Raw genomic sequence first — 23342 nt, forward strand, 5'->3', positions numbered from 1 at the left:
GGCTCCGCCGGCGCCGCCTCGGCCTCGGGGGCGGGCTGCTCCGGTGCGGGCAGGCGCGTGGCGCGCGGCGCCAGGACGAGGCGCCCGGCCGCCACGATCGCCCCCTGGCCGATCGGCCCGTCTCCCGCGAGGGCGCGCGCCACGCGCGCCGCCAGGATCGGGCCGCGCAGCGACGCGATCCCGAAGGCCTCGGCCAGGGCGCAGAGGCTCCCGACCGGGTCGGGCTCCGGCGCGCCCGGGGCGGGATCCGGCTCGGCCGCCGCGGCGTCCGCGAGGCCGAGCCCGCTCAGGTCCAGCCGGAAGGCGAGGCGATCGGCCAGCGCCTCGGCGACCGTCTCGTCCGCCACACCCTCGTCGAGGAGGATCAGGCCGAACCGGGCGCCGCGGTCCGAGACCGTGCCGGTGTCGAGGGCGGCGGCGAGCCGCGACGCGGTGCCGGGCGCGAGGCGTTCGGCCATGGGGACGACGACGATCCCGCCATCGGCCTCCGCCAGCAGGCCGGCCCGCGCGACGGGGCGGCCCGCCGCCAGGGTCGCGGCGAGATCCAGGCCGCCGAGCAGGCCGTCGTCGCCGATGCCGGGCGGCAGGCGCCGCCAGGGCGTTCCCGGGGGCAGCAGCGCCCGCAAGCTGTCGAGCCAGCTCTCGCGCACGGGCCCGGCGGGGGCCCGCAGCACCGCGCCGCCGAGCCCGTGCGGGTCCGCGGCGAGAAGCCGGGCGGCCAGACGGGCATCGGCCCAGGGGCCGGCCGTCATCCCATCCGCTTCGGGCGAGCCCGGAGGGTCACGCATCGGGTTGAGCACGGCGCAGGAGCCCACTCCCGACCGGGCTGCGGAGGCCGCACGCGTCGATCGAACCGCAACGCAGCCGAAGGGGCGCCACAAGCCCCCTCTCCCGTGCGGGAGAGGGTTGGGGTGAGGGACGAGAAGGTTCAGGATCGAGCGCGCCGTCGACGCACGACCAGGGCGCGCCTCCTCCGGAGAAACCCGATCTCTCACCATGACCCCCTCTCGCCCGGGAGAGGGGACCCGCGCTCCGTTCTGAGCCGCCTCGGCCGGAGCCGCGCGATGAACGCCCTCGCGCTCGGGTGGCGCGCAGCGGCGCCGTCACGCGAACACCTCCGCCAGCGCCCGCTCCACCCGCGCGGTGGATCCGGATTCGTCCAGCGGGTTGCGCCGCAGCCGGTGGCGCAGGGCGGCCGGGGCGATGCGCCGGAGGTGATCGTCGGTGACCATCGCGGCGCCGTCGAGCGCCGCGAGCGCCCGGGCCGTGCGCATCAGGGTCAGTTCCCCGCGCAAGCCATCCGTCCCGAGGGCGAGGCAGAGCCGCGCCGCGCGCTCCAGGGCGGCATCCGGCACGGTGACCGATGGCAGGCGCTCCCGTGCCAGCAGGATTCTTTTTTGAATCTTTCGCTCTTCGCCGTCACGGGCAGCACAGAACCCCTCCGGATCGCGCTCGTAGGCGTCGCGGGCGCGCACCACCGCGATGCGGGTGGGGATGTCCCTCGGCGTCGCGACCTCGCAGGCCAGCCCGAACCGGTCGAGGAGCTGCGGCCGCAACTCCCCCTCCTCCGGGTTGCCGGACCCGACGAGGACGAACCGCGCCGGGTGGCGGAGCGACAGGCCCTCGCGCTCGACCGTGTTGACGCCGGAGGCCGCCACGTCGAGCAGGAGGTCCACGAGGTGGTCCTCGAGGAGGTTGACCTCGTCGATGTAGAGGAAGCCGCGGTTGGCCCGGGCCAGCAGCCCCGGCTCGAAGGCCTTCACGCCGGCGCCGAGCGCCCGCTCCAGGTCGAGGGTGCCGACCACCCGGTCCTCGGTGGCGCCCAGCGGCAGGTCCACCACCGGCACCGGTTTTTTTTCGGACTTTCTCCGCGCGCCCGGCAGGCTCGCGCAGTGCGGACAGGATTCTGCGGGACTTTCGGGATCGCAATTGTACGGGCAGCCGACCACCGCCCGCATCGGCGGCAGCAGGGCGGCCAGCGCCCGGATCGCCGTGGACTTGCCGGTGCCGCGGTCGCCGAAGACCAGCACGCCGCCGACCGCCGGGTCCACCGCCGCGATCAGCAGCGCCTGGCGCATCTCGTCCTGGCCGACGATGGCCGAGAAGGGGAAGGTGGGCACGCGATGACTCGATGCTGCGGGGGCATCCAACCCACCCCCTCATCCTGAGGTGCCGCAGCGTAGCGGAGGCCTCGAAGGAGGTCTCCAGAAGACGTGCGATGGCTGGAGGCCTCCTTCGAGGCCCGCTGACGCGGGCACCTCAGGATGAGGGCGCAGGTGGGAGAAGGGAACCCCCGCCCGCGCCTACTCCGCCGCCTTCTGCCGGAGCCCGATCCGGCCCCAGATCGTGGTGAGCGCCTCGACCAGATGGGCGATGTCGGCGTCGGTGTGCAGCGGCGACGGGGTGATCCGCAGGCGCTCGGTGCCGCGGGCAACCGTTGGGTAGTTGATCGGCTGCACGTAGATGCCGAACTCGTCGAGCAGGGTGTCGGAGATCCCCTTGCAGAGCACCGGATCGCAGACCATCACCGGCACGATGTGGCTGTCGTTCGGCATGGTCGGGATGTCGGCGGCCTCCAGCGCCTGCCGGACCTTCGCCACCCGCTCCTGATGCCGGGCCCGCTCGACGCCGCTCTCCTTGAGGTGGCGGATCGACGCCGCCGCGCCCGCCGCGACGGCCGGTGGCAGCGAGGTCGTGAAGATGAAGCCCGACGCGAAGCTGCGCACGAAGTCGCAGAGCTTCTCGGAGGCCGTGATGTAGCCGCCGTGCACCGCGAAGGCCTTGCCGAGCGTGCCCTCGATCACGTCGAGCCGGTGTGCGACGCCGTCCCGCTCCGAGATGCCGCCGCCGCGGGCGCCGTAGAGGCCGACCGCGTGGACCTCGTCCAGGTAGGTGAGCGCCCCGTGGGCCTCGGCCACGTCGCAGATCTCGGCGATCGGCGCGATGTCGCCGTCCATCGAGTAGACCGACTCGAAGGCGACCAGCTTCGGCCGGGCCGGATCGACCAGCGCGAGCTTGCGGTTCAGGTCCTCCGGGTCGTTGTGGCGGAAGATGTGGCGCTCGGCGCGCGAGAACCGGATGCCCTCGATCATCGAGGCGTGGTTCTCGGAATCGGAGAAGACCGCGCAGTTCGGCAGGCGCGACGCGAGGGTCCCCAGCGCCGCCCAGTTCGACACGTAGCCGGAGGTGAACAGCAGGGCCGCCTCCTTGCCGTGGAGGTCGGCGAGCTCGCGCTCCAGCAGCACGTGGTAGTGGTTGGTGCCCGAGATGTTGCGGGTGCCGCCCGCGCCCGCGCCGCAGCGGTCGATCGCCGTGTGCATCGCCCCGGTGACGGTCGGGTGCTGGCCCATGCCGAGATAGTCGTTGGAGCACCAGACCGTCACGGGCCGGGTGCCGGCCGCGTGATGGTGGGTGGCGTGCGGGAAGTTGCCCGCGTGGCGCTCGAGGTCGGTGAAGACCCGGTAGCGGCCCTCGCGGTGGAGCCCGGCGATCTCAGCCCCGAAGAAGGTCTCGTAATCCATGTCGCCTCTCCCCGAACAAATCCTGCGGGTTGATCCCGCCTGTGACACCGGACTTCGCACAAGACCAGTTCCAGATTGGTGGACGCGCGTCGCCCGCTCGTGATCCCTCGGCCTACCCGTGGTCCGGCGGCCCGGCCGCTTCCCCGGGTGCCCGGGTCGGCAGGCTCCAGCGCCACAGCTCCGCCGAGGGCAGCGGCAGCATCAGGAACCAGTGCTCCAGGGTGGCGAGCGCGGTCAGCGTCGCCAGGACCGTGAAGCCGATCAGCTCGTGCTCCAGCAGGTCGGCGCCGAGCGCCGCGCGCCCGAGCAGGGCCGCCGCGATGGTCCCGAGGCTCACCGAGACCGGGAACAGCAGGTTCATCGGCTTCCGGGACAGGTAGCAGGCGAGGTAGCCGAGATGGTCCGGCAGGAACTCGGCGTGGAGGTTGCGCACCCCCAGGAACAGGTTGAGCCGCGCCGACAGGTTCATCACCACCAGCGTGCCGTAGGTCCACAGGGCGAAGCGGTTGGGGCTGCCCCAGACCAGCGCCAGGATCGCGAGGCCGCCGACCACGATGGCGAATTCGTGCCACAGGCTGGTGGCGAGCGCGGCGAAGAACCGGTCGAGCCCGCGCACGCTCGGCGCGCAGGCGACGGGCCGCGGGCCCGACAGGAAGCCCATGTAGTAGCTCATCTCCTGCCAGCCCCAGACGACGAGCGCCGCCGTGAAGGCCGTGTAGGCCCCCGTGGCGCTCGTGTCGGCGGCGCTGGACCGGATCGCCACAAGGGCGCCGGCGAGCAGGAGGGTCGCCCCGGCCATGCTCCACGGATGCGTCCGCCGCGGGGCGTGGTCGAGCAGCAGGATCAGCCCGGTGGAGAACCACCAGAGCAGGACCGCGTACAGGACCGGGGCGGCGTAGGTCCCCATGCTACCAGACCGGCTGGAGGCGGATGTCGGCCGGCAGGGCGTTCGCCTTGACGGGCAGGAGGTAGAGCCGCGCGAAGGTCAGGGCCGCGCGTGCGGCGTGGACGCCCTGCAGGGCCTTGCCGACGAGGCCGCCCCGCGCCTTGGCGTCGGCGATCGCCCGGGAGCAGGCGAGCAGCCGGTCGAGGCCCGCCTTGAACTTCGGGTTGTCGATATCGAGCTCCAGCGGGAAGGTCTGGCGGGAGATCTCCGAGGTGATCCGGAAGACCTTGAAGTCGTAGTCGCTGGGATCGACGCCGAGCGCGGCGTGGAAGGCCGGGCGGTGATGGTCGCGCACGTACATCGTGGCGAAGACGGCGAGCAGGAAGAACCGGATCCAGTAGCGGTTCACGCCGCTCGTCAGCTTCGGGTTGGCGCGCATCAGCAGCGCGAAGGCCTCGCCGTGGCGGAACTCGTCGTTGCACCACAGCTCGAACCACTTGAAGATCGGGTGGATCCGCCGCTCCGGGTGCCGCTCCAGTTCGCGGAAGATCGTGATGTAGCGGGCGTAGCCGATCTTCTCGGACAGGTAGGTGGCGTAGAAGATGAACTTCGGCCGGAAGAACGTGTACTTCTTGGACTTGGTGAGGAAGCCCAGGTCCACGCCGATGCCGAAATCCTTGAGCGTGTCGTTGATGAAGCCGGCGTGGCGCGCCTCGTCGCGGCTCATGAAGCCGAACAGCTCCTTGATGTCCTTGTTCTTCGCCCGCTTGCGCATCTCGGCGTAGAGCACGCAGCCGGAGAACTCCGCCGTGATGGACGACACGAGGAAGTCCAGGAACTCCTTCCGCAGCTCCGGCTCCATCCGCGACAGGTCGCAGTCGAACTCCTCGTTGCGGGTGAAGTGGCGCTTGTTCGGGTCGGAGCGCAGCTCGGCGATCAGGATGTCCCAGTCGCGCCGCACCGGCTCGACGTCCGTGCGGTCGAGCTCGTCGAAATCGGTCGTGTAGAAGCGCGGGCTGAGGAAGGTCGTCTCCTGCGCCGAGCGGGTCGATTCATTGATCGCCGTCTTCGGGACGGGCTGGCCGGAGGGCGGCGGGACGGGTGCGTTCACAGCTTCCTCCTCTCGGAAAAGCTGACCTCGTAGAGTTCGGTCAGCTCGAGATGCGCGATGAGCTTGGTCCAGGCCCGCTCCAGCGCGCCGGCCCGGGTCACGGTGGCGGTGCGCCGCACGGTGAGGCGCTCGCCGTAGGGCACCGAGGTCGGCGCGTCGTGGACCTGGACCTCGTCGCCGGGCTCGATCTCGAAGCCGGCATCGAGGGTCACGTGCGCGTGCAGGCTCTCGGGCGTCTGCTCGATCTCCACCGTGCAGGGCACGGTCACGGTGCGGCTGCCGAACAGGCCCATCACCGCGTCTCCGCGGCGGGGGCGCCCGGCGCGGGCATCAGCCGCGCGAAGGCCCCGGCATTGGTCGGCCCGAAGGCCTCCAGGGGCACCCGGCGGCCGGTGGCCTCGTCGGCCAGCGCGAGGCGGCCGTCGTCGTAGCGGGTCAGGCTGAAGGGCTTCTCGGGGCCGAGGCCCTCCCGCTGGCGGGCCTGGGCGAGGCCCCGCAGGGTCCCGCGCAGGAACCCGTCCTCGCCGGGACGGATCCAGGCGACGATGTGCCGGTCGGCGACGTCCCGCAGGGCGATCGAGCCGTCGACCTGATCCTCGGCGCGGAACTCCAGGCGCTCCACCACCTTGGCGGGCGGCAGGGCGACGAGGCCGACCTTCTCGCTCCGGCCGATCAGGACCGCCAACATGGTGAAGCCCATCAGCGCGCCGGCGCCGATCATCAGCAGCGCCGGTGCCGGTCCCGCGACCGCCATGGTCCGGCCGGCGCCCTCCGCCCGCTCGCCCATCGTGCCCCTCCCTATTCGGCCGCGACGAGGCGGCCGGCATTCTCGTCCGCTCGGCCGAGACGCGCCACCCGAACCGGCGGCGCGGTGCCGTCGGCATGGGCCTCGAGGGCGCGTGCCAGCAGCGCCGCCGCGGCGTCCGCGTCCGGCACCGAGCGCAGCATGGGCTCGGTCCGGGCGAGATGCCAGGGCCGGACATGCGGCCAGATGTGAAGGTAGGCGATCCGGAGGCCCGGCCGCAACCGCAGCGGCAGGTCGCCGCTGCCATCCGTGAAGGCGCGCAGGGCCGCCGTCTCGATCTGCGCGAAGGGCAGGTTGTGGGTCACCGGCAGGGCGATACCGGCCTGCAGAACGACGCGGCGGTTGGTCACCGTGTAGAGCGTCGTCCGGTGGGTGAGCCAGGCGAGCAGCCAGAGCAGCGCGACGGCGCCGGCGCCGATCACCAGGGTCGGCGCCACCACCTTGATCGCCGCGGCGGGCGAGCCCGCCGCGAGGCCGAAGGCCACGGCGCAGACCGAGAACCACGCGATCACCAAGCGGGCGTGGAACACCCGGACCAGCAGGCCCGCGGTCGTCGGTGCACCCTGCCAGAGGATGCGCTCGCCCGCCGGCAGCGGGCCGGGCAGACCCCGCAGGGTGCCCTCGGGGAGGAAGTCGCCGCTCATATCAGGGGCTCCGCCCGGGCCGGCGTCGCGTAGAGCGTGCCGGCGCCGAAATACGAGATGATCCGCTCCTCCTCGAGGAAGGTCACGCTGTCGGGGTCGCGGGTGCTGGGGATGTCGGCGAACTGGCTCGCGAGCAGAGCCTCGGTCGTCACCGTCTTGGTGAAGCCGCCGGCCCGGCAGAACGTGGTCGGCATCAGCCGGCGCCCGCCCGTCGGGAGCTCGACCTCGTAGTAGCGGATCAGCGACTCGCCGCGGTCGACCCAGACGTCGCTGATCACGCCCGCGACCGCGTTGTCGGTGCCGAACACCGTCATGCCGATCGGGTTCGGCCCGTCCTCGTGGATGACGAAGTTCTTCGCCACCCGCAGGGGCACGATGCGGATCTCGTCGTCCCAGGTCCGGTCGTGCACGTCGTGCCGCAGCACCCAGGAGCCCGGGCCGACGCCGGCCTGGAGCGACGTCTCCGTGCGCTCGTAGGGGGCGCCCGGCCAGGGTTCGACCTTGCGGGCCGGGATCCCGGTCTCGATGTCGTCCCGGCCATGAACCGCCTGCGGCGCGTAGGTCGTCTCGCCGCCCGGCAGATGGAACGCCTTGGACCGGGGGATCAGGATCGGGTCGTCCGCCTTGCGGCGGCCGACCGTCTCGTTCTCCAGCGGGTAGCCCTCGCGCCGGTCCTCCCGGCGCAGCCAGAAGACCAGCCCCGCGAAGAAGAGGAAGAACGCGTAGAGTACGACCTGGGCGACGTCGACGTAACCCGTAAGTGCGCCGGTTGGCATGGCTGTCCTCCCCAAGTCTCAGGCTGTGCGGCCGGCGAGGCCGTCGGTGATGCTGTCTCGAACTCGTATCCGGGCGTCCTCACGCACCAGCGGTCCGAGCGCGAGCAGCGCGGCGAACAGCAGGGCGATCTCGATGTGGTAGACGATGAGGTAGCCGATGGCGGGCTCGTTCATGCCCTCGCCGAGCACCCCCGACTGGGCGATGGCGCCGCCGACATCGCGCACGAGGCCGCTCGCCGCGATCGAGAGCCCGGCCGCGGTCGCCTGCACGGCGCCCCAGGCACCGAGGGCGAGACCGGTATCCTCGGGGCCGGCGCGGTTCATCGAGGCGGTGAGCGTGCCGTGGGCGAACAGGCCGCCGCCGAGGCCGATCAGGCTCACGCCCGCGGCGAACAGGTCGGCCGAGGCGAGCGGGGCGGCGAAGACCACCGCCGAGAAGGCCAGGATCCCGATCCCGACGCCCACCGCGGAGACGCGGAACGGGTCGCCCCCGCGCCCGAGCCAGCGCGCCGCGACCAGCAGGCCGAGCCCGCCCCCGGCGGCCAGCAGCGCGGTCAGCGCCGTGGTGGCCGCCACCGAGAGGTGCAGGATCTGACCGCCGTAGGGTTCGAGCAGGATGTCCTGCATGGAGAAGCCCGCCGTGCCGAGCCCGATCGCCACGAGGCGTCGCCGGGCGGTGCCCTGCCCCGCATAGGCCTGCCAGGAGGACCGGAAGTCGCGCTGCGGTGCCGTCCGCGTCCGGTTCGGATCGCGGGGCTCCTGCTTCCACAGGGCGAACCCGTTGAGGATGATCGTGACCAGCGCTGCACCCTGGATCACCTGGATCAGCCGGACGGGTGAGAAATGGGCGAGGAAGAGGCCGAACAGCACCGCGCTCGCCATCATGCCGAACAGGAGCGCCGCGCAGAGCAGCGCCACCACCTTCGGGCGCGCGTGCGCCGGGGCGAGGTCGGTGGCGAGCGCCAGCCCGACGGTCTGGGTCGTGTGCAGGCCCGCGCCGACCAGCAGGAAGGCGAGCGCCGCCGCGAGGTTGCCGACCCAGAGCGGCCCGGTCGTGTCGCCCGAAAGGATCAGCAGGGCGAACGGCATGATCGCGAGGCCGCCGAACTGGAGCAGCGTGCCGAACCAGATGTAGGGGACGCGCCGCCAGCCCAGCACCGAGCGGTGGGTGTCCGAGCGGAAGCCGACCAGCGCCCGCAGGGGGGCGAAGACCAGCGGCAGCGCCAGCATCATCGCGACGATCCAGGCCGGGACGCCGAGTTCGACGATCATCACCCGGTTGAGCGTTCCGATCAGCAGCACCGCGGCCATGCCGACGGTGACCTGGAACAGGGCGAGGCGGAGCAGCCGTCCCAGCGGCAGCTCGACGGTGGCGGCGTCCGCGAAGGGAAGCAGCGCCGGGCCGAGGCGCATCAGGGCCTCGGTGAGCTTGCGGGCGGGGGTCATGGTCGCGCCCCGGGTGTCATTGGCCGACCATCCGCGCGGTGAGGCAGGGTGCGCGTCAGCGCCACCGCGTTCGACAGGTAGAATCCGCTGTTGATCCGGTGCGACCGCGCCCAGGCGAAGCCGTCGAGGGCCTTCTCCGAGGCGATCCGCCGCCGCAGCCCGCCCTCGGTCACCGGCACGATGGCGGGCGAGCGATCCCCGCGCGGGAAGAACTTCCCGGCCGCGTGCATCACCGTCAGGAGCGCCGTGCGCGGCGCCACGGTGAACAGCACCGAGCCGTCCGTGCGCGCGCCCAGCACCGCCAGTGCCCGGGCGATGTCGGCGGCGCGGTAGTGGATCAGCGAATCCATCGCCACGACGTGGTCGAACCGGCCGAGCCCGGGATCGAGCATGTCGCCGACGCGGAAATCGATGCGCCCCGCGCCCGCGATCGCCGGCAGGCGCTCCTGCGCCAGCCCGATCAGCGTCGGCGAGACGTCGATCGCCACCACCTCGGCGCCCCGCCGCGCCGCCTCGACGCTGAGCGCCCCGGTGCCGCAGCCGGCATCGAGCAGCCGCAGGCCGGTCATGTCGGCCGGCAGCCAGGAGAGCAGCGTCGCCCGCATGGCGTCGCGCCCGGCCCGCACGGTGGCACGGATCCGGCTCACCGGGGCGTCCGAGGTCAGGCGCGACCACGCCTCGACCGCGGTGCGGTCGAAGTACGTGGTCAGCTCGCCCCGGCGGGCGTCGTAGCTGGCGCTGGCCATCGGTCGAACCCCAAACTCAATCGAAACCGAGGAACTCGAACAGGTCGCGGTCCTTCATGGGCTGCGCCTCGCAGGGCTCGGCCCCGGCCCAGAGCGTCTCGGCGAGGCGCATGTACTCGGCGGTCACGGCGTCGAGCTCGGGCGAGGAATCCATCTCGAACAGGGTCGACTTCTTGAGCCGCGAGCGCCGGACCACGTCGAGGTCCGGGAAATGGGCGAGGCGCTTCAGCCCGACCGCGTCGTTGAACCGGTCGATCTCGTCGGTCTTGGCCGAGCGGTTGGCGATGACGCCGCCGAGCCGCACGCCGTAATTCTTCGACTTGGCGTGGATCGCCGCGACGATCCGGTTCATGGCGAAGATCGAGTCGAAGTCGTTGGCGGTGACGATCAGCGCCCGGTCGGCGTGCTGGAGCGGCGAGGCGAAGCCGCCGCAGACCACGTCGCCCAGCACGTCGAACACCACGACGTCGGTGTCTTCGAGGAGATGGTGCTCCTTGAGCAGCTTCACGGTCTGGCCGACCACGTAGCCGCCGCAGCCGGTCCCGGCGGGCGGGCCGCCGGCCTCGACGCACATGACGCCGTTGTAGCCCTCGACCACGAAATCCTCGACCCGCAGCTCCTCCGAGTGGAAGTTCACCGCCTCCAGGGCGTCGATCACCGTGGGGGCGAGGCGCTTGGTCAGCGTGAAGGTCGAGTCGTGCTTCGGGTCGCAGCCGATCTGCAGCACCCGCTTGCCGAGCTTCGAGAAGGCCACCGACAGGTTCGACGAGGTGGTCGACTTGCCGATCCCGCCCTTGCCGTAGACCGCGAAGACCTTGGCGGTCTCGATCTTCAGGTCGGGGTCGAGGGCGACCTGAAGGCTCCCCTCCTCCTTCCGGGCGACGACGGGATTGCGGATCGCGATGTTCATGCGGCCACTCCTGCGGTGACGCCTTCCAGGCGGTCCTCCAGCTCCTCCTCGGCCCGGTCGAGGGCGTCGCGCATCGCTGCGTCGGGAGTCCAGAAGCCGCGGCGGTGCGCCTCGATCAGCCTCTGGGCGACCTTGGCGGAGGCGGTGGGGTTCAAGGCGGCCATGCGCTCGCGCATGTCCTTGTCGAGGACGTAGGTCTCGGTGATCCGCTCGTAGATCCAGGGCTGGACCGCGTTGGCGGTGGCCGACCAGCCGACCGTGTTGGTGAGATGCGTCTCGATCTGGCGGACGCCCTCGTAGCCGTGGCCGAGCAGGCCCTCGTACCATTTCGGGTTGAGCATCCGGGTGCGCGTCTCCAGCGCCACCTGCTCCTCCAGGGAGCGGACGCGCCCCTCCCCGCGGGTCTGGTCGCTGATGTAGATCGGCACCGACTCGCCCTTGGCGCGGGCCACCGCCCGGCCCATGCCGCCGAGCCCGTCGAAGTAGTGGTCGACGGAGGTGACGCCGACCTCGACCGAGTCGAGGTTCTGGTAGGCCATGTCGACGGAGGCGAGCACCGCCTGCATCAGGGCGCGCTGCGGCGCCGGGCGGCCGGTGCGGCCGTAGGCGAAGCTCTTGCGGCGCGAGAAGGTCTCGCAGAGCTCCGCGTCGTCGTCCCAGTTCCCCGAATCGACGAGGTGGTTGACGTTGGCCCCGTAGGCGCCCTCGGCGTTGGAGAAGACCCGGAGCGCTGCCGTCTCCAGGTCGCAGCCCTGCTCGGCCTGGATCGCCAGCGCGTGCTTGCGGACGTAATTTTTTTCGACCGGCTCGTCCGCACTCGCCGCGAGGTACGAGGCTTCCGCCAGGAGCTTCGTCTGCAGCGGCAGCAAGTCCCGAAAGATGCCCGAGAGGGTCACGACCGCGTCGATGCGCGGGCGGCCGAGGGTTTCGAGCGGGATCAGCTCGGCGCCGCTCAGGCGGCCGTAGCCGTCGAAGCGGGGCGCGGCGCCGATCAGCGCGAGCGCCTGGGCGATCGGGCCGCCCTCGCTCTTCAGGTTGTCGGTGCCCCACAGGACCAGGGCGACGCTCTCCGGGCAGGGCTTTCCGTCCGCGGCGAAGCGTTCGAGGATCCGGGCCACCTGTCGGGCGCCGTCGGCAACCGCGAAGGCCGAGGGCAGGCGGTAGGGGTCGAAGCCGTGGAGGTTGCGGCCGGTCGGCAAGACGGCCGGATTGCGCAGGAGGTCGCCGCCGGCCACCGGCGGCACGAAGCGGCCGTCGAGCGCCCGCAGCAGCGCCGGAACCTCGTGGTCCCGGGCGAGCAGCCGGTCGGTCTCGGCGAGGTTTTTGAGGATCTCGCGGGTGGTCTCGTCGGCGGGCAGGCCGGAGGCCTTCAGCACCGCCTCGACGCCCCGGCCGGCGACGAGCGCTTCGATGCCGGCCCGCTCCGGCTTCACGCCATGCGCCGACTCGGCGAGCGCCAGGAGCAGATCGACCCGCTCCTCTTCCGGCGTCCCCTGCCCGACCACGTGCAGCCCGTGCGGGATCAGGGTCTGCTCCAGCTCCTGCAGCGCGGTCCAGAGGCCGGAGACCCGCGCCTCCAGATCGCCGCTCCAGGTCGGCTCGGCCGCCACGAGATCGACCGCCGCGCCCTGGTTCTGGATCAGTTGCGCCAGCGTCTCGCGCTCGCCCCCCGCCTCGGGGCCGAGGCCGCGCCAGCGCTCGATCGAGCTCTTCAGGTCGATCAGCCCGCGGTAGAGCCCGGCAGCCGCGAGGCTCGGGGTCAGGTAGCTCACCAGCGTCGCGGCCGAGCGGCGCTTGGCGAGCGTCCCCTCCGAGGGGTTGTTGGCCGCGTAGAGGTAGACGTTGGGCAGCGCCCCGATCAGCCGCTCCGGCCAGCAGGCCTCGGACAGGCCGGTCTGCTTGCCGGGCATGAATTCGAGCGCGCCGTGGGTGCCGAAATGCAGCACGGCGTCGGCGGAAAAATCCTCGCGCAGGTAGCGGTAGAAGGCCGAGAAGGCGTGGGTCGGCGCGAAGCCGCGCTCGAACAGCAGCCGCATCGGGTCGCCCTCGTAGCCGAAGGCGGGCTGGACCCCGACGAAGACGTTGCCGAACTGCGCGCCGAGCACGAAGATCTCTGCGCCGTTGGTCTGGTGGCGGCCGGGCGCGGGGCCCCACTGGGCCTCGATCTCGGCGAGGTAGGGTTCGCGGCGCAGGTGATCCTCGGCCGGGATGCGGGCGTGGACGTTGGCCTGGGTGCCGTAGCGCTTGGCATTGCCGTCGAGGATTTTTTCGCGCAGGACGTCGACGCTCTCCGGCACCTCCACCGTGTAGCCGTCCGCCGCCAGCCCCTTCAGGGTGTTGAGGAGCGAGGCGTAGACCGACAGGAACGCCGCCGTGCCGGTGGCGCCGGCATTGGGCGGGAAGTTGAACAGCACCACGGCGAGCTTCCGCTCAGGCCTCGCGGTCCGGCGGAGCGACACCAGCCGGGCGACCCGCTCGGCGAGGCGGGCGGCGCGCTCGGGGTGAACGCGCATGTCCCGGGCTTGGTCGGCGCCGGAATTCGCGGAGCGGCCGCCGAACACCATCGGGGCGGTGGCGCCGTCGAGTTCGGGGATCGCGACCATCATGGTCGCCTCGACCGGCGAGAGGCCGCGGTCGCCCGCCTCCCACTGCTCCAGAGTCTGGAATTCCAGCGCCTGGGCGGCGAGGTAGGGCACGTCGAGCCGGGCCAGCATCGACTCGGCGGCGGCGGCGTCGTTGTAGGCGGGGCCGCCGACCAGGGAGAAGCCGGTGAGCGAGACCAGCGCGTCGATGCAGGCGCGCCCGTCCTTCATGAAGAAGGCATCCACCGCCGGGCGGTTGTCGAGGCCGCTGGCGAAGGCCGGCACGACGTCGAGGCCCTGCGCCTCCAGGGCGGCGATCACCCCGTCGTAATGCGCGGTGTTGCCGGCGAGCACGTAGCTGCGCATCACCAGCAGCCCGACGCGGCCCTTCGCGCCCGTGAGGCGGGGCAGCCGCGACGGGTCGGCGCCGATCCGGCCAGGCAGACGCGGGTGGTAGAGGCCGGTCTCGGGGTAGTCGAGGGGTGCGGGCGCCGCCGGGCCGTCGCGCCAGGCTGCCCGCTCGCCGGCCGCGTAGCGGTGCACGAGGAAGCGCACCAGCGCGGCGACGTTCTCGTCCGAGCCCGCGAGCCAGTATTGCAGGGTCAGGAAATAGGCGCGCACGTCCTGGGCCGAGCCCGGAATGAAGCGCAGGATCTTCGGCAGCTTCCGCACCAGGGCCATCTGCCGTCCGGCATTGCCCTGCTGGCCCGGCTTGCCGCGCAGCTTCTTGAGGAAGTCGAGGGCGCTGCGCTTGGTGCCGCTCATGTCGAAGCGGCCGAGCTTCGTGGTCTTCACCACCTCGCCCGCCGAGAGGCAGCCGACCATCGCGTCGCAGGCGTCGCGCCGCGCCGCCAGAGCCGGCAGGATCGCCCGCACGTGCTCGTCCATGAACAGCATGGCCGAGAGCACGATGTCGGCCTGCGCGATGTCGGCCCGGCAGGCCTCCAGGGTCGCGGGGTCGTTGTCCCACTCGGCCGCCGCGTGGAAGCCCAGTACCAGGCCGGGCATCTCGGTCCGGAGGCGCAGGCGCGCCCGTTCCACCGCGCTCGCCAAGTGATTGTCGAGCGTGACGATGACGACGCGGATCGGCGGCCTATCGGCCGAAATGCGCTTTGGCATCGTAGAGGGTCTCGACGGTGATGAGCGGCAGGTGCCGCTCCCGGGCGAAGGTCTCGGTGTTGGTGCGCGCCTTGCCCCGCACGAAGAACGGGATCTTCTTGAGTTCCTTCTCGGCCTCGGGCGACCACGCTGCGGCCCGGTCCAAAAGAATCGGAACGGGCGCCGGCGTCGGAGGGGTGTCGGCCGGCGCCCGTTCCGCGGCCTCGAACGCCCCGTCCGCCGGAGTCCCGTAGGACTTGCCGCCGAGATGCGAGGGGCCGACGCCGTCGTGGAATTCGGGATCCTCCCGGAACATGCCGAGGAGGTGCTCTTCGAGGCCCATCATCAGCGGATGGACCAGGGTGTCGAACAGGACGTTGGCGCCCTCGAACCCCATCTGCGGGGCGTAGCGGGCCGGGAAGTCCTGGACGTGCACCGGCGCGGAGATCACCGCGCAGGGGATGCCGAGCCGCTTCGCGACGTGGCGCTCCATCTGGGTGCCGAGCACCAGTTCCGGCGCCGCCGCGCGGATCGCCGCCTCGACGTCGAGGTAATCGTCGGTGATCAGCGCCTCGATGCCGTGCTCGGCGGCCTCGGCCCGGACCTCGCGGGCGAATTCGCGGCCGTAGGTGCCCAGTCCCACGACGGTGAAGCCGAGTTCCTTGGCGGCGACCCGGGCGATGCCGATGGCGTGGGTCGCGTCGCCGAACACGAAGACGCGCTTGGCCGTCAGGTAGGTCGAATCGACCGAGCGGGAGTACCAGGGCAGCCGCGAGCCGGGGCCGTCGAGCACCGCGGCCGGATCGATCCCGGCGAGGGCCGCCACCTCTTCGACGAACCGGCGCGTGCCGCCGACGCCGATCGGCACGGTCTGCGTGAACGGCTGCCCGAAGCTCTTGTTCAAGTATTCCGCGGCCGAGCGGGCGGTCTCAGGGTAGAGCACGACGTTGAAATCGGCCTCCCGGAGTCGACGGAGATCGGCGGGCGTGGCCGCCAGCGGCGCCACGACATTCACGGCGATGCCGAGCGAATCGAGCAGCCGGCGGATCTCGATCAGGTCGTCCCGGTGGCGGAAGCCCAGCGCCGTCGGTCCCAGGATGTTGCAGAGCGGGCGCTGCCCGGGCTCCCGTGCCGGACGCGGGGCGGGCGGACCGGCGAGCGCCCGGACGAGGCGGTAGAAGGTCTCCGACGCGCCCCAGTTCTCCTTCTTCTGGTAGGCGGGCAATTCCAGCGGGATCACCGGGATCGGCAGGTCGAGCGCCTTGGCGAGGCCGCCCGGATCGTCCTGGATCAGCTCGGCCGTGCAGGAGGCGCCGACGATCATCGCCTGCGGCCGGAACCGCCCGTAGGCAGCCGAGACGGCCTCCTTGAACAACTCCGCGGTGTCGCGGCCGAGATCCTGCGCGCGGAAGGTCGTGTAGGTGACGGGCGGGCGGGCGTCCCGCCGCTCGATCATCGTGAACAGCAGGTCGGCGTAGGTGTCGCCCTGCGGCGCGTGCAGCACGTAGTGCAGCCCGGACATCGCCGTGGCGACGCGCATCGCGCCGATGTGAGGAGGTCCCTCGTAGGTCCAGAGCGTGAGCTGCATGGCGCTACACCTCCAGCAGGGCGCGGCGGCGGAGCGGGCGCACGAACAGCTCCGCGAGGTCGCCAGCCTGCTCGTAGCCCTGCACGGGCGTGAACAGCAGCTCGATCGACCACTTGGTCGACAGCCCCTCCGCCTCCAGAGGGTTGGCCAGCCCGAGGCCGCAGACCGTCAGATCCGGCCGGGCCGCCCGGCAGCGGTCCATCTGGTCGTCGAGGCTCTGGCCCTCGGTGACCCGCGTGCCCGCGGGAAGAAGCTCGATCTCGGCGGCGAGATGTCCCCGGTGTAGGTAGGGCGTCCCGACCTCCACCAGCTCCGCGCCGAGCTCCCGGGCGAGGAAGCGGGCCAGCGGCACCTCGAGCTGCGAATCGGGGAAGAAGAACACCCGCTTGCCGCCGAGCTTGTCCCGGTGGGGCGCCAGCGCGGTCTCGGCGCGGGCGCGGCCCGGCGCGGTCGCGGCCTCGAAGGCCGCATCGGAGACGCCGAACGCCTCGGCGGCGGCCCGCAGCCAGCCGGTGGTGCCCTCGGCGCCGAGCGGGAACGGCGCGGCCAGCCGGCGGGCGCCGCGCTCCTCGAGGGCGCGGGCCGTGTCGGTCAGGAAGGGCTGGGCCAGCAGATAGCGGGTGTTGCGCCCAACAGCCGGCATCGCGTTCGCCCGGCGGGCGGGCAGGAACCGGACATCCGCGATCCCCATCGCGGCGAAGAGCCGGAGAAACTGATCCTCCACCACGTCGGCCAGCGCCCCGACCACGAGGAGCGCAGGGACCGCCGTCTCGGCCTCGCGGGGCAGGTCAGGCACCAGGGCGGCGAGGCAGGCATCCTCCCCTTGCGTGAAGGTCGTCTCGATGCCGGAGCCCGAGTAGTTCAGCACCCGTACGGGGGCGAGCCGTCCCGACAGGCGCTGGGCCGCCCGGGACAGGTCGAGCTTGATCACCTCCGACGGGCATGAGCCCACGAGGAACAGGAGCTTGATGTCCGGCCGGCGCTCGATCAGCCGGGTCACCACCCGGTCGAGCTCCTCGTTGGCGTCGGCGAGGCCGGCGAGGTCGCGCTCGTCGATGATCGCCGTGGCGAAGCGCGGCTCGGCAAAAATCATCACGCCGGCGGCGGACTGGATCAGGTGCGCGCAGGTGCGCGAGCCGACCACCAGGAAGAAGGCATCCTGGATCTTCCGGTGCAGCCAGACGATGCCGGTGAGGCCGCAGAACACGGCCCGCTGACCGTGCTCCTGGCGGAGCTCGATGCTGCCGCAGGGCGGCTGATGGACCAGGGGAGCGTTCACGGCAGCGCCTCCGCGAGACGCGGCGTACGGCTTCCGGCATTCTCCATGCGCGCGGCCCGGAGCTTCAGGAGGAACTGGGCCGCGTTGATCACGTAGGTTGCGTAGGCCGCCAGCGCGAGGAGCAGCAGCGCCTGACCCCTGAGTGCGCCCGTGGCGAGAGCCGCGAGGTAGGCGGTGTGGAGAGCCAGCACCAGCATGCTGACCACGTCTTCCCAGAAGAAGGCGGGCGCGAAGAGCCACCGCCCGAACACGACCTTCTCCCAGATCGAGCCGGTGACCATGATCACGTAGAGGACCACGGTCTTCACGACGACCGAGATCTCGGCCGCGCGCAGGCCGTCGTCGGTGGCCAGGGCGCGCAGCACCAGGACGAGGCTGATCAGGAAGATCGCGAACTGGAGGGGCGCCAGCACGCCCTGGACCGCGGTCCAGGGCGAGGAATCGCGCCGGCGCCGTTCGGCGGGCGTGTAGAGCGGTCGTGCCGGCCGGTCCTCGGGACCCATGCATCCGCTCCCTGGTCGTCGGCGGCGCCTCAGGCTCCGTCGTTGACAGAGGCTAGGGCGGGGGTCCGGGAAGTGTCAAGTGCGCTTGACGCTTTCATGATATGACAGTGGCAGGGATATTTTTTCTTCGAATAAGATCATTGCCAAGATCGTCAGGAAGCGTATCGTCGGTCGTGGCGGCAGAGATTGCTGCCGTTCGGCTTGTCAGACTCAGGAACTGACGGACACGAAGAATAGACGGGCGAGCAACGCCACACCGAGCGCACGAGCGGATCCGCCGACCCTTCCGGGACGGGGCCGTCTCAGGGAGGATGCCGATGGGAAACTGGAGGCATTTCGGTGGCCGTCTGGATCACGGTCCGTCCGCGGCCGGCTGCAGCCCCGTGAGCGACGGGCTCCCCGTGTTCCGCGACGCGACCCTCGGCTGGCCCGACCTGCACCGGCCCGTGCCCGACGCGCTCGCCAAGGTCGTCGAGGCGGAGATCCTGCCCCGCCTGATGCTCGCCCACCGGCCCGCCGGCCGCGCCGTCCCGGCGGACCGGGCGCCGAGCGCGCGGGAGATTGCCGACTTCAGCGCCCTGCTCCTGGCCTCCGGCCCGGTCGACCTCGACGCCCGCGTGGACGCCCTGCGCGACGGCGGCCTGCCGCTCCCGCGCCTGCTCCTCGACCTGCTCGCCCCGGCCGCCCGGCACCTCGGCGCCCTCTGGGAGGAGGATGCCTGCGACTTCCTGGCGGTGACCGAGGCCCTCGGGCGGCTCCACACCGTGAGCCGCCGCCTCTGCGCCGAGCTGGAGCGCGAATCGGTCCCGGCCAACGGGCGCAGCGTCCTGCTGCTGCCCTGCCCGGGCGAGACCCACGTCTTCGGCCTGTCGCTGGTCGCGAGCTTCTTCCGGGAGGCCGGCTGGGACGTGACCACCGCGGTGCCCGGGCCGGGGGTCGACCCCCTGGACCTGCTCCGGTCCGACTGGTTCGACGTGGTCGGCCTGTCGCTCTCCTGCGACGTCCTGCTGCCGGTCCTGACGGCGACGGTGGCGGAGGTGCGCCGCGATTCGCGCAACCGGGACGTCCGGGTGCTGGTCGGCGGCCCCTTCTTCGCGCGCCACGGCGGCGAGGCGGGGATCGTCGGGGCGGATGCCTGCGCGTCGGACGCGTGCCTCGCGCCCGCCGCGGCCGAAGCTTTGCTGGACAGACAGGCACTGGCCTGCTGAAAGGGCCTCAAACCGACTTTCACATTGCGGTGACCGTGACCCCTCAGCCCCGCCCCTCCCCGCAGTCGCCGCCCGCGGCCCTGCAGCAGGTGGCCGGCCTCCTCCAGGGCGAGGCGGTCGGGCGCATCGTCGCGGCGTCCGCGGACCTCTCCCTGGTGATCGACGCGGACGGGGTGATTCGGGACGCCACGGTCGGCGCCGACCTCGCGGCCGAGACCGTGGCGGGCTGGCTGGGCCGGCGCTGGATCGACACCGTCACGGTGGAGAGCCGCCCGAAGGTCGACGCCCTGCTGCGGGACGCCGGGGCCGACGGCATCACCCGCTGGCGCCAGGTGAACCACCCCTCGCCCGACGGCGCCGACCTGCCGATCCGCTACGCGTCGATCCGGCCCTCGGAGGGCGGCCCGATCCTCGTGCTCGGGCGCGACATGCGGGCGGTGGCCGCCCTGCAGCGCCGGCTGGTGGAGACCCAGCAGGCCCTGGAGCGGGACTACGACCGGCTCCGCGCCGCCGAGACCCGCTACCGGCTCCTGTTCCAGATTTCCGGCGAGCCGGTGCTGGTGGTCGATGCCGGCACGCGCCGGGTGGCCGAGGCCAACCCGGCCGCGGCGCGCCTCCTCGGGCGCCCGGCCAAGCGCATCGCCGGGCAGGACGCCGTCGAGCTGTTCGACCCCGCCAGCACCCGGGCCCTGGAGGCGCAGTTCGCCGCCCTGCGGGCGACCGGGCAGGCGGGCGAGATCCGGGCGGCGCTGCAGCACGGGCGCGGGGAGGTCACGGTCTCGGCCTCGCTGTTCCGGGGCGAGGGCGGCGCGAGCGCCCTGCTGCAGCTGGTCGCCGACCCGGCGACGGCGGCGCCCGGACCCGACCAGGAGGCGCCCACCGCCGCGGTGATCGAGGCGATGCCGGAGGGCTTCGTGGTCACCGATTCGGCGCGGCGGATCCTCATGGCCAACGCCGCCTTCCTGGAGCTGGCGCAACTCGCCACGGTGGGCCAGGCCCGCGGGCGCACCCTCGACCACTGGCTCGGCCGCGACGAGACCGAGGCGCAGGCGCTGTTCGCGACCCTCGTCGACCACGGCGCCGTGCGCCGCTTCGCCACCGTCGTCCGCGGCGCCTACGGCGGCATGGAGGACGTGGAGGTCGCCGCCGTGTCGGTGGCCGGCGCCCGCCCCTGCCTGGGCTTCGCCATCCGGTCGGGCCCGCGGCGGATCGCCGAGGGGCGTCCCGGGGTCGGGCGGGAGGTGCCCCGCTCGGTGGAGCAGATGACTGAGCTGGTCGGCCGGGTCTCGATGAAGACCCTGGTGCGCGAGACGACCGACCTGATCGAGAAGCTCTGCATCGAGGCGGCCCTGCGGATCACCCGGGACAACCGGGCCTCGGCGGCCGAGATGCTCGGCTTGAGCCGGCAGGGCCTCTACGCCAAGATGCGCCGCTACGGCGTCGGCGACCTGGACGGCCCGGTCGAGGACATCTGAGGCTCCGGGCCCGGCCTCCGGGCGCGGCGGCACCCGTCCCATCCTTTCCCATCCCCGAAGGTGCGCGCGGCGGGGCCCGCCGGACCCGCTCGGATCCCGGCACCGAAGTCCTCGAGGATCCCGGAATCGTCCTCGCGGATAGGGGTCGCCGGGAGCGCCCGGGGCGCCGCCGGAGCGCCGGAAAGGGCCCGCGCGGGCGGTCCTGCCGGCACGGTTTTTCGGTGTTTCGGATAATGTATTTCTGGTCCGCCGCTGTATTTATTCGACAAACGTCGCGCACATGCTGGCGTGCGGTGTAAATCTGGCTTGACACTCCGTCGGGCGCCGGTAGCCTCCCGCCATGACCGCTACGCCCGCCCCGAGCGCAGTCATCGAGCTGCTGAAGCCGCTCACGTGGTTCGCGCCGATGTGGGCCTTCGCCTGCGGGGTAATCTCCTCGGGCCAGCCGGCCAGCGGCCAGTGGCCGGTGATCGCCGCCGGCATCCTGCTGGCCGGCCCGCTGGTCTGCGCCACCAGCCAGGCCGCCAACGACTGGTTCGACCGCCACGTCGACGCGATCAACGAGCCGAACCGGCCGATCCCCTCCGGGCGGATCCCGGGCCGCTGGGGGCTCTACCTCGCCCTCGCCTGGACGGCGCTGTCGCTGGCGGTGGCCGCCGCGCTCGGGCCCTGGATCCTCGGGGCCGCGCTGTTCGGGCTGGTTCTGGCCTGGATCTACTCGGCGCCGCCGGTGCGGCTGAAGCGGAACGGCTGGTGGGGCAACGCCGCGGTGGCGCTCTGCTACGAGGGGCTGCCCTGGTTCACCGGCGCCGCCGTCATGGCCGCCGCCCTGCCCGACCGGCGGGTGCTCCTGGTGGCGCTGCTCTACGCGGCCGGCGCCCACGGCATCATGACCCTCAACGACTTCAAGTCCGTGGAGGGCGACCGCCGGATGGGGCTGCTGTCGCTGCCGGTGCAGATGGGCTCCGAGCGCGCCGCGCGCTTCGCCTGCCTGGTCATGGCCCTGCCGCAGGTGGCGGTGATCGCGCTCCTCGTCGGCTGGGAGCGCTACTGGCACGCCGGCCTCGTCGCCGCGCTGCTCGCCGGGCAGTTCGCCCTGATGGCCCGGTTCCTCGAGAATCCCCGGGAGCGGGCGATCTGGTACAACGGCACCGGCACCACCCTCTACGTCCTCGGCATGCTGGTCTCGGCCTTCGCGCTGCGCCCGCTGGTGGGAGGGGCGTGATGGGGATCGAGTCGCGCGCGCACCGCACGGGGGCTCTCGATTCCTCCACTGCGCAACCGGTTTCTGGGCCGGGCGCGGGTCCCCTCTCCCGTGCGGGAGAGGGACAGGGTGAGGGGCGCGCTCGATCCGGAGAGTTCTCGACCCTCACCCCAACCCTCTCCCGCACGGGAGAGGGGGCACGTCGCGGCTCTCGTGGACGGGTGCCCGGACAGCCCGGCGCGGCCGACGGCCTCGGCTGGCCCCAGATCGTCCGCCTCGGCCTCGTTCAGACCGCGCTGGGCAGCGTCGTCGTGCTGATGACCGCCACCCTCAACCGGGTCATGGTGGTGGAGCTGGCGCTGCCCGCCCTCGTGCCGGGGCTGCTGGTCGCCCTGCACTACGCCGTGCAGGTCCTGCGCCCGCGCTGGGGCTACGGCTCCGACCGCAGCGGCCGGCGCACCCCCTGGATCGTCGGCGGCATGGCGGCCCTCTGCCTCGGCGGGTTCGGCGCCGCCTGCGGCACCGCGCTGGCGGCCGAGAGCCTCGCCCTGGGGCTGGCGCTCGCCGCCCTCTCGTTCCTGTGCGTCGGCATGGGCGTCGGCGCGGCCGGGACCTCCCTCCTCGTCCTGCTGTCGGGCGGCGTCGCGCCGGCCCGGCGGGGCGCGGCCGCCACCGTCGTCTGGGTGATGATGATCGTCGGCTTCGCCGTCACGGCGCCGCTCGCCGGGCACTTCCTCGACCCGTTCTCCGGCCCGCGCCTCGTGGCCGTGTCGGGCACGGTCTCGCTCGTCGCCTTCTGCGTGGCGGCGCTCGCGGTCGCCGGCGTCGAGCGCCGCCTGCCGGTCCGGGCGCCCGAGGCCGCGGAGGCGCGCCGCCCGTTCTTCACCGTGCTGGCCCACGTGCTGGCCGACCCCGTGAGCCGGACCTTCACGATCTTCGTCTTCGTGTCGATGCTGGCCTACAGCGCCCAAGAGCTGATCCTGGAGCCCTATGCCGGCCTCGTGTTCGCGATGAGCCCCGGCGCCACCACCAAGCTCGCCGGCCTCCAGCACGGCGGCGTGCTCGCCGGCATGCTGCTGGTGGCGGCGGTGACGCTCCTCGCCCGCGGCACCGTCCTCGCCTCCCTGCGGCTCTGGATCGGGATCGGCTGCGCCGGCTCGGCCGCCGCCCTCTTCGCCCTGGCGAGCGGCGCGGCGGCGGGATCGGACTTCCCCCTGCGCGCGACGGTCTTCGCCCTCGGGGTGGCCAACGGCGCCTACGCGGTCGCCGCCATCGGCTCGATGATGGCGCTCGCCGGCCGCGGCGACGCGCGGGAGCGCGGCACCCGCATGGGCGTCTGGGGCGCCGCGCAGGGCGTCGCCTTCGGGGCCGGCGGCTTCCTCGGGGCCGTGGCGGTCGACGCCGTCCGGCTGGTCACCGCCGAACCCGTCCAGGCCTACGCGGCGGTCTTCGCCGCGGAAGGGCTGCTGTTCCTCGTCGCGGTCGTCCTGGCGGCGCGGCTCGAACCCGCTCCGGCACCGGATCCGGTGCCGCTCGATCCTGCCTTCAGCGCGAGGTGAG

The 23342-nt window shown here is 72.5% G+C and carries 19 protein-coding genes and 1 pseudogene; 4 read left to right on the forward strand and 16 right to left on the reverse strand.

Annotated elements, in window-relative coordinates; translation table 11 throughout:
- The 16 genes and pseudogenes from bchD to bchF form a co-directional block, all read right to left on the reverse strand.
- Nucleotides 1-752 (reverse strand): annotated as a pseudogene (gene bchD / locus ACLBYE_RS08485) (magnesium chelatase subunit D); the annotation flags it as partial.
- A 351-nt stretch (nucleotides 753-1103) separates the two neighbouring features.
- Nucleotides 1104-2120: a magnesium chelatase ATPase subunit I gene (gene bchI, locus ACLBYE_RS08490; RefSeq protein WP_447693824.1), complete on the reverse strand. Its 1017-nt coding sequence runs from the start codon at nucleotides 2118-2120 to the stop codon at nucleotides 1104-1106.
- Nucleotides 2121-2303: 183 nt separating this feature from the next.
- Entirely contained in the window at nucleotides 2304-3521 is a 1218-nt protein-coding gene (hemA, locus tag ACLBYE_RS08495) for a 5-aminolevulinate synthase (protein WP_447693825.1), read from the reverse strand.
- A gap of 112 nt (nucleotides 3522-3633) precedes the next feature.
- On the reverse strand, nucleotides 3634-4428 hold the full coding sequence (puhE, locus tag ACLBYE_RS08500; RefSeq protein ID WP_447693826.1) for a putative photosynthetic complex assembly protein PuhE: 795 nt from the start codon (nucleotides 4426-4428) through the stop codon (nucleotides 3634-3636).
- Between the two features lies 1 nt (nucleotide 4429).
- Nucleotides 4430-5518, reverse strand: coding sequence for a magnesium-protoporphyrin IX monomethyl ester (oxidative) cyclase (gene acsF, locus ACLBYE_RS08505; protein WP_447693827.1), 1089 nt, complete (start codon nucleotides 5516-5518; stop codon nucleotides 4430-4432).
- Complete coding sequence (locus tag ACLBYE_RS08510; RefSeq protein WP_020095258.1) at nucleotides 5515-5811, reverse strand: hypothetical protein; 297 nt, start codon at nucleotides 5809-5811, stop codon at nucleotides 5515-5517. Before ACLBYE_RS08510 ends, acsF begins: the two co-directional genes overlap by 4 nt.
- Nucleotides 5811-6305, reverse strand: a complete 495-nt coding sequence (puhC, locus tag ACLBYE_RS08515; protein WP_447693828.1) for a photosynthetic complex assembly protein PuhC — start codon at nucleotides 6303-6305, stop codon at nucleotides 5811-5813. The genes ACLBYE_RS08510 and puhC overlap by 1 nt, the downstream gene beginning before the upstream one ends.
- Nucleotides 6306-6316: 11 nt before the next feature.
- Nucleotides 6317-6967 (reverse strand): photosynthetic complex putative assembly protein PuhB, encoded by a 651-nt coding sequence (gene puhB / locus ACLBYE_RS08520; RefSeq protein WP_447693829.1) that lies wholly within the window; start codon nucleotides 6965-6967, stop codon nucleotides 6317-6319.
- Nucleotides 6964-7743 carry a photosynthetic reaction center subunit H gene (gene puhA / locus ACLBYE_RS08525; protein WP_020095255.1) on the reverse strand — a complete coding sequence of 260 codons (780 nt, stop codon included), beginning with the start codon at nucleotides 7741-7743 and terminating at the stop codon, nucleotides 6964-6966. Before puhA ends, puhB begins: the two co-directional genes overlap by 4 nt.
- A gap of 18 nt (nucleotides 7744-7761) precedes the next feature.
- Nucleotides 7762-9189: a BCD family MFS transporter gene (locus ACLBYE_RS08530; RefSeq protein WP_447693830.1), complete on the reverse strand. Its 1428-nt coding sequence runs from the start codon at nucleotides 9187-9189 to the stop codon at nucleotides 7762-7764.
- Nucleotides 9186-9935, reverse strand: coding sequence for a magnesium protoporphyrin IX methyltransferase (bchM, locus tag ACLBYE_RS08535; protein WP_447693831.1), 750 nt, complete (start codon nucleotides 9933-9935; stop codon nucleotides 9186-9188). The genes ACLBYE_RS08530 and bchM overlap by 4 nt, the downstream gene beginning before the upstream one ends.
- Before the next feature lie 16 nt (nucleotides 9936-9951).
- Nucleotides 9952-10845 (reverse strand): ferredoxin:protochlorophyllide reductase (ATP-dependent) iron-sulfur ATP-binding protein, encoded by an 894-nt coding sequence (gene bchL, locus ACLBYE_RS08540; protein WP_447693832.1) that lies wholly within the window; start codon nucleotides 10843-10845, stop codon nucleotides 9952-9954.
- Complete coding sequence (locus tag ACLBYE_RS08545) at nucleotides 10842-14546, reverse strand: magnesium chelatase subunit H (RefSeq protein ID WP_447693833.1); 3705 nt, start codon at nucleotides 14544-14546, stop codon at nucleotides 10842-10844. Before ACLBYE_RS08545 ends, bchL begins: the two co-directional genes overlap by 4 nt.
- Nucleotides 14521-16113: a ferredoxin:protochlorophyllide reductase (ATP-dependent) subunit B gene (gene bchB / locus ACLBYE_RS08550; RefSeq protein ID WP_447693834.1), complete on the reverse strand. Its 1593-nt coding sequence runs from the start codon at nucleotides 16111-16113 to the stop codon at nucleotides 14521-14523. The genes ACLBYE_RS08545 and bchB overlap by 26 nt, the downstream gene beginning before the upstream one ends.
- Nucleotides 16114-16117: 4 nt before the next feature.
- Nucleotides 16118-17392, reverse strand: coding sequence for a ferredoxin:protochlorophyllide reductase (ATP-dependent) subunit N (locus ACLBYE_RS08555; protein WP_447693835.1), 1275 nt, complete (start codon nucleotides 17390-17392; stop codon nucleotides 16118-16120).
- Entirely contained in the window at nucleotides 17389-17895 is a 507-nt protein-coding gene (bchF, locus tag ACLBYE_RS08560; RefSeq protein ID WP_447693836.1) for a 2-vinyl bacteriochlorophyllide hydratase, read from the reverse strand. The genes ACLBYE_RS08555 and bchF overlap by 4 nt, the downstream gene beginning before the upstream one ends.
- A gap of 317 nt (nucleotides 17896-18212) precedes the next feature.
- Here bchF and ACLBYE_RS08565 point away from each other — a divergent pair, with 317 nt between their 5' ends.
- The 4 genes from ACLBYE_RS08565 to ACLBYE_RS08580 all read left to right on the forward strand — a co-directional run bounded on the left by ACLBYE_RS08565 (nucleotide 18213) and on the right by ACLBYE_RS08580 (nucleotide 23341).
- Nucleotides 18213-19103, forward strand: coding sequence for a cobalamin B12-binding domain-containing protein (locus ACLBYE_RS08565; protein ID WP_447693837.1), 891 nt, complete (start codon nucleotides 18213-18215; stop codon nucleotides 19101-19103).
- A 29-nt stretch (nucleotides 19104-19132) separates the two neighbouring features.
- Nucleotides 19133-20578: a transcriptional regulator PpsR gene (gene ppsR / locus ACLBYE_RS08570; protein ID WP_020095246.1), complete on the forward strand. Its 1446-nt coding sequence runs from the start codon at nucleotides 19133-19135 to the stop codon at nucleotides 20576-20578.
- 340 nt (nucleotides 20579-20918) lie between these two features.
- Nucleotides 20919-21803, forward strand: a complete 885-nt coding sequence (chlG, locus tag ACLBYE_RS08575) for a chlorophyll synthase ChlG (protein WP_091682495.1) — start codon at nucleotides 20919-20921, stop codon at nucleotides 21801-21803.
- On the forward strand, nucleotides 21803-23341 hold the full coding sequence (locus ACLBYE_RS08580; RefSeq protein WP_447693838.1) for a BCD family MFS transporter: 1539 nt from the start codon (nucleotides 21803-21805) through the stop codon (nucleotides 23339-23341). The genes chlG and ACLBYE_RS08580 overlap by 1 nt, the downstream gene beginning before the upstream one ends.
- Nucleotide 23342 lies beyond the last annotated feature (1 nt).

The sequence above is a fragment of the Methylobacterium sp. A52T genome, from assembly GCF_053346095.1.

Coding starts and splice junctions, on each gene's coding strand:
- hemA (WP_447693825.1), bottom strand. CDS start 3,521: ATGGATTACGAGACCTTCTTCGGGGCTGAGATCGCCGGGCTCCACCGC.
- puhE (WP_447693826.1), bottom strand. CDS start 4,428: ATGGGGACCTACGCCGCCCCGGTCCTGTACGCGGTCCTGCTCTGGTGG.
- ACLBYE_RS08510 (WP_020095258.1), bottom strand. CDS start 5,811: ATGGGCCTGTTCGGCAGCCGCACCGTGACCGTGCCCTGCACGGTGGAG.
- puhC (WP_447693828.1), bottom strand. CDS start 6,305: ATGGGCGAGCGGGCGGAGGGCGCCGGCCGGACCATGGCGGTCGCGGGA.
- puhB (WP_447693829.1), bottom strand. CDS start 6,967: ATGAGCGGCGACTTCCTCCCCGAGGGCACCCTGCGGGGTCTGCCCGGC.
- puhA (WP_020095255.1), bottom strand. CDS start 7,743: ATGCCAACCGGCGCACTTACGGGTTACGTCGACGTCGCCCAGGTCGTA.
- ACLBYE_RS08530 (WP_447693830.1), bottom strand. CDS start 9,189: ATGACCCCCGCCCGCAAGCTCACCGAGGCCCTGATGCGCCTCGGCCCG.
- bchM (WP_447693831.1), bottom strand. CDS start 9,935: ATGGCCAGCGCCAGCTACGACGCCCGCCGGGGCGAGCTGACCACGTAC.
- bchL (WP_447693832.1), bottom strand. CDS start 10,845: ATGAACATCGCGATCCGCAATCCCGTCGTCGCCCGGAAGGAGGAGGGG.
- ACLBYE_RS08545 (WP_447693833.1), bottom strand. CDS start 14,546: ATGCCAAAGCGCATTTCGGCCGATAGGCCGCCGATCCGCGTCGTCATC.
- bchB (WP_447693834.1), bottom strand. CDS start 16,113: ATGCAGCTCACGCTCTGGACCTACGAGGGACCTCCTCACATCGGCGCG.
- bchF (WP_447693836.1), bottom strand. CDS start 17,895: ATGGGTCCCGAGGACCGGCCGGCACGACCGCTCTACACGCCCGCCGAA.
- ACLBYE_RS08565 (WP_447693837.1), top strand. CDS start 18,213: ATGGGAAACTGGAGGCATTTCGGTGGCCGTCTGGATCACGGTCCGTCC.
- chlG (WP_091682495.1), top strand. CDS start 20,919: ATGACCGCTACGCCCGCCCCGAGCGCAGTCATCGAGCTGCTGAAGCCG.
- ACLBYE_RS08580 (WP_447693838.1), top strand. CDS start 21,803: ATGGGGATCGAGTCGCGCGCGCACCGCACGGGGGCTCTCGATTCCTCC.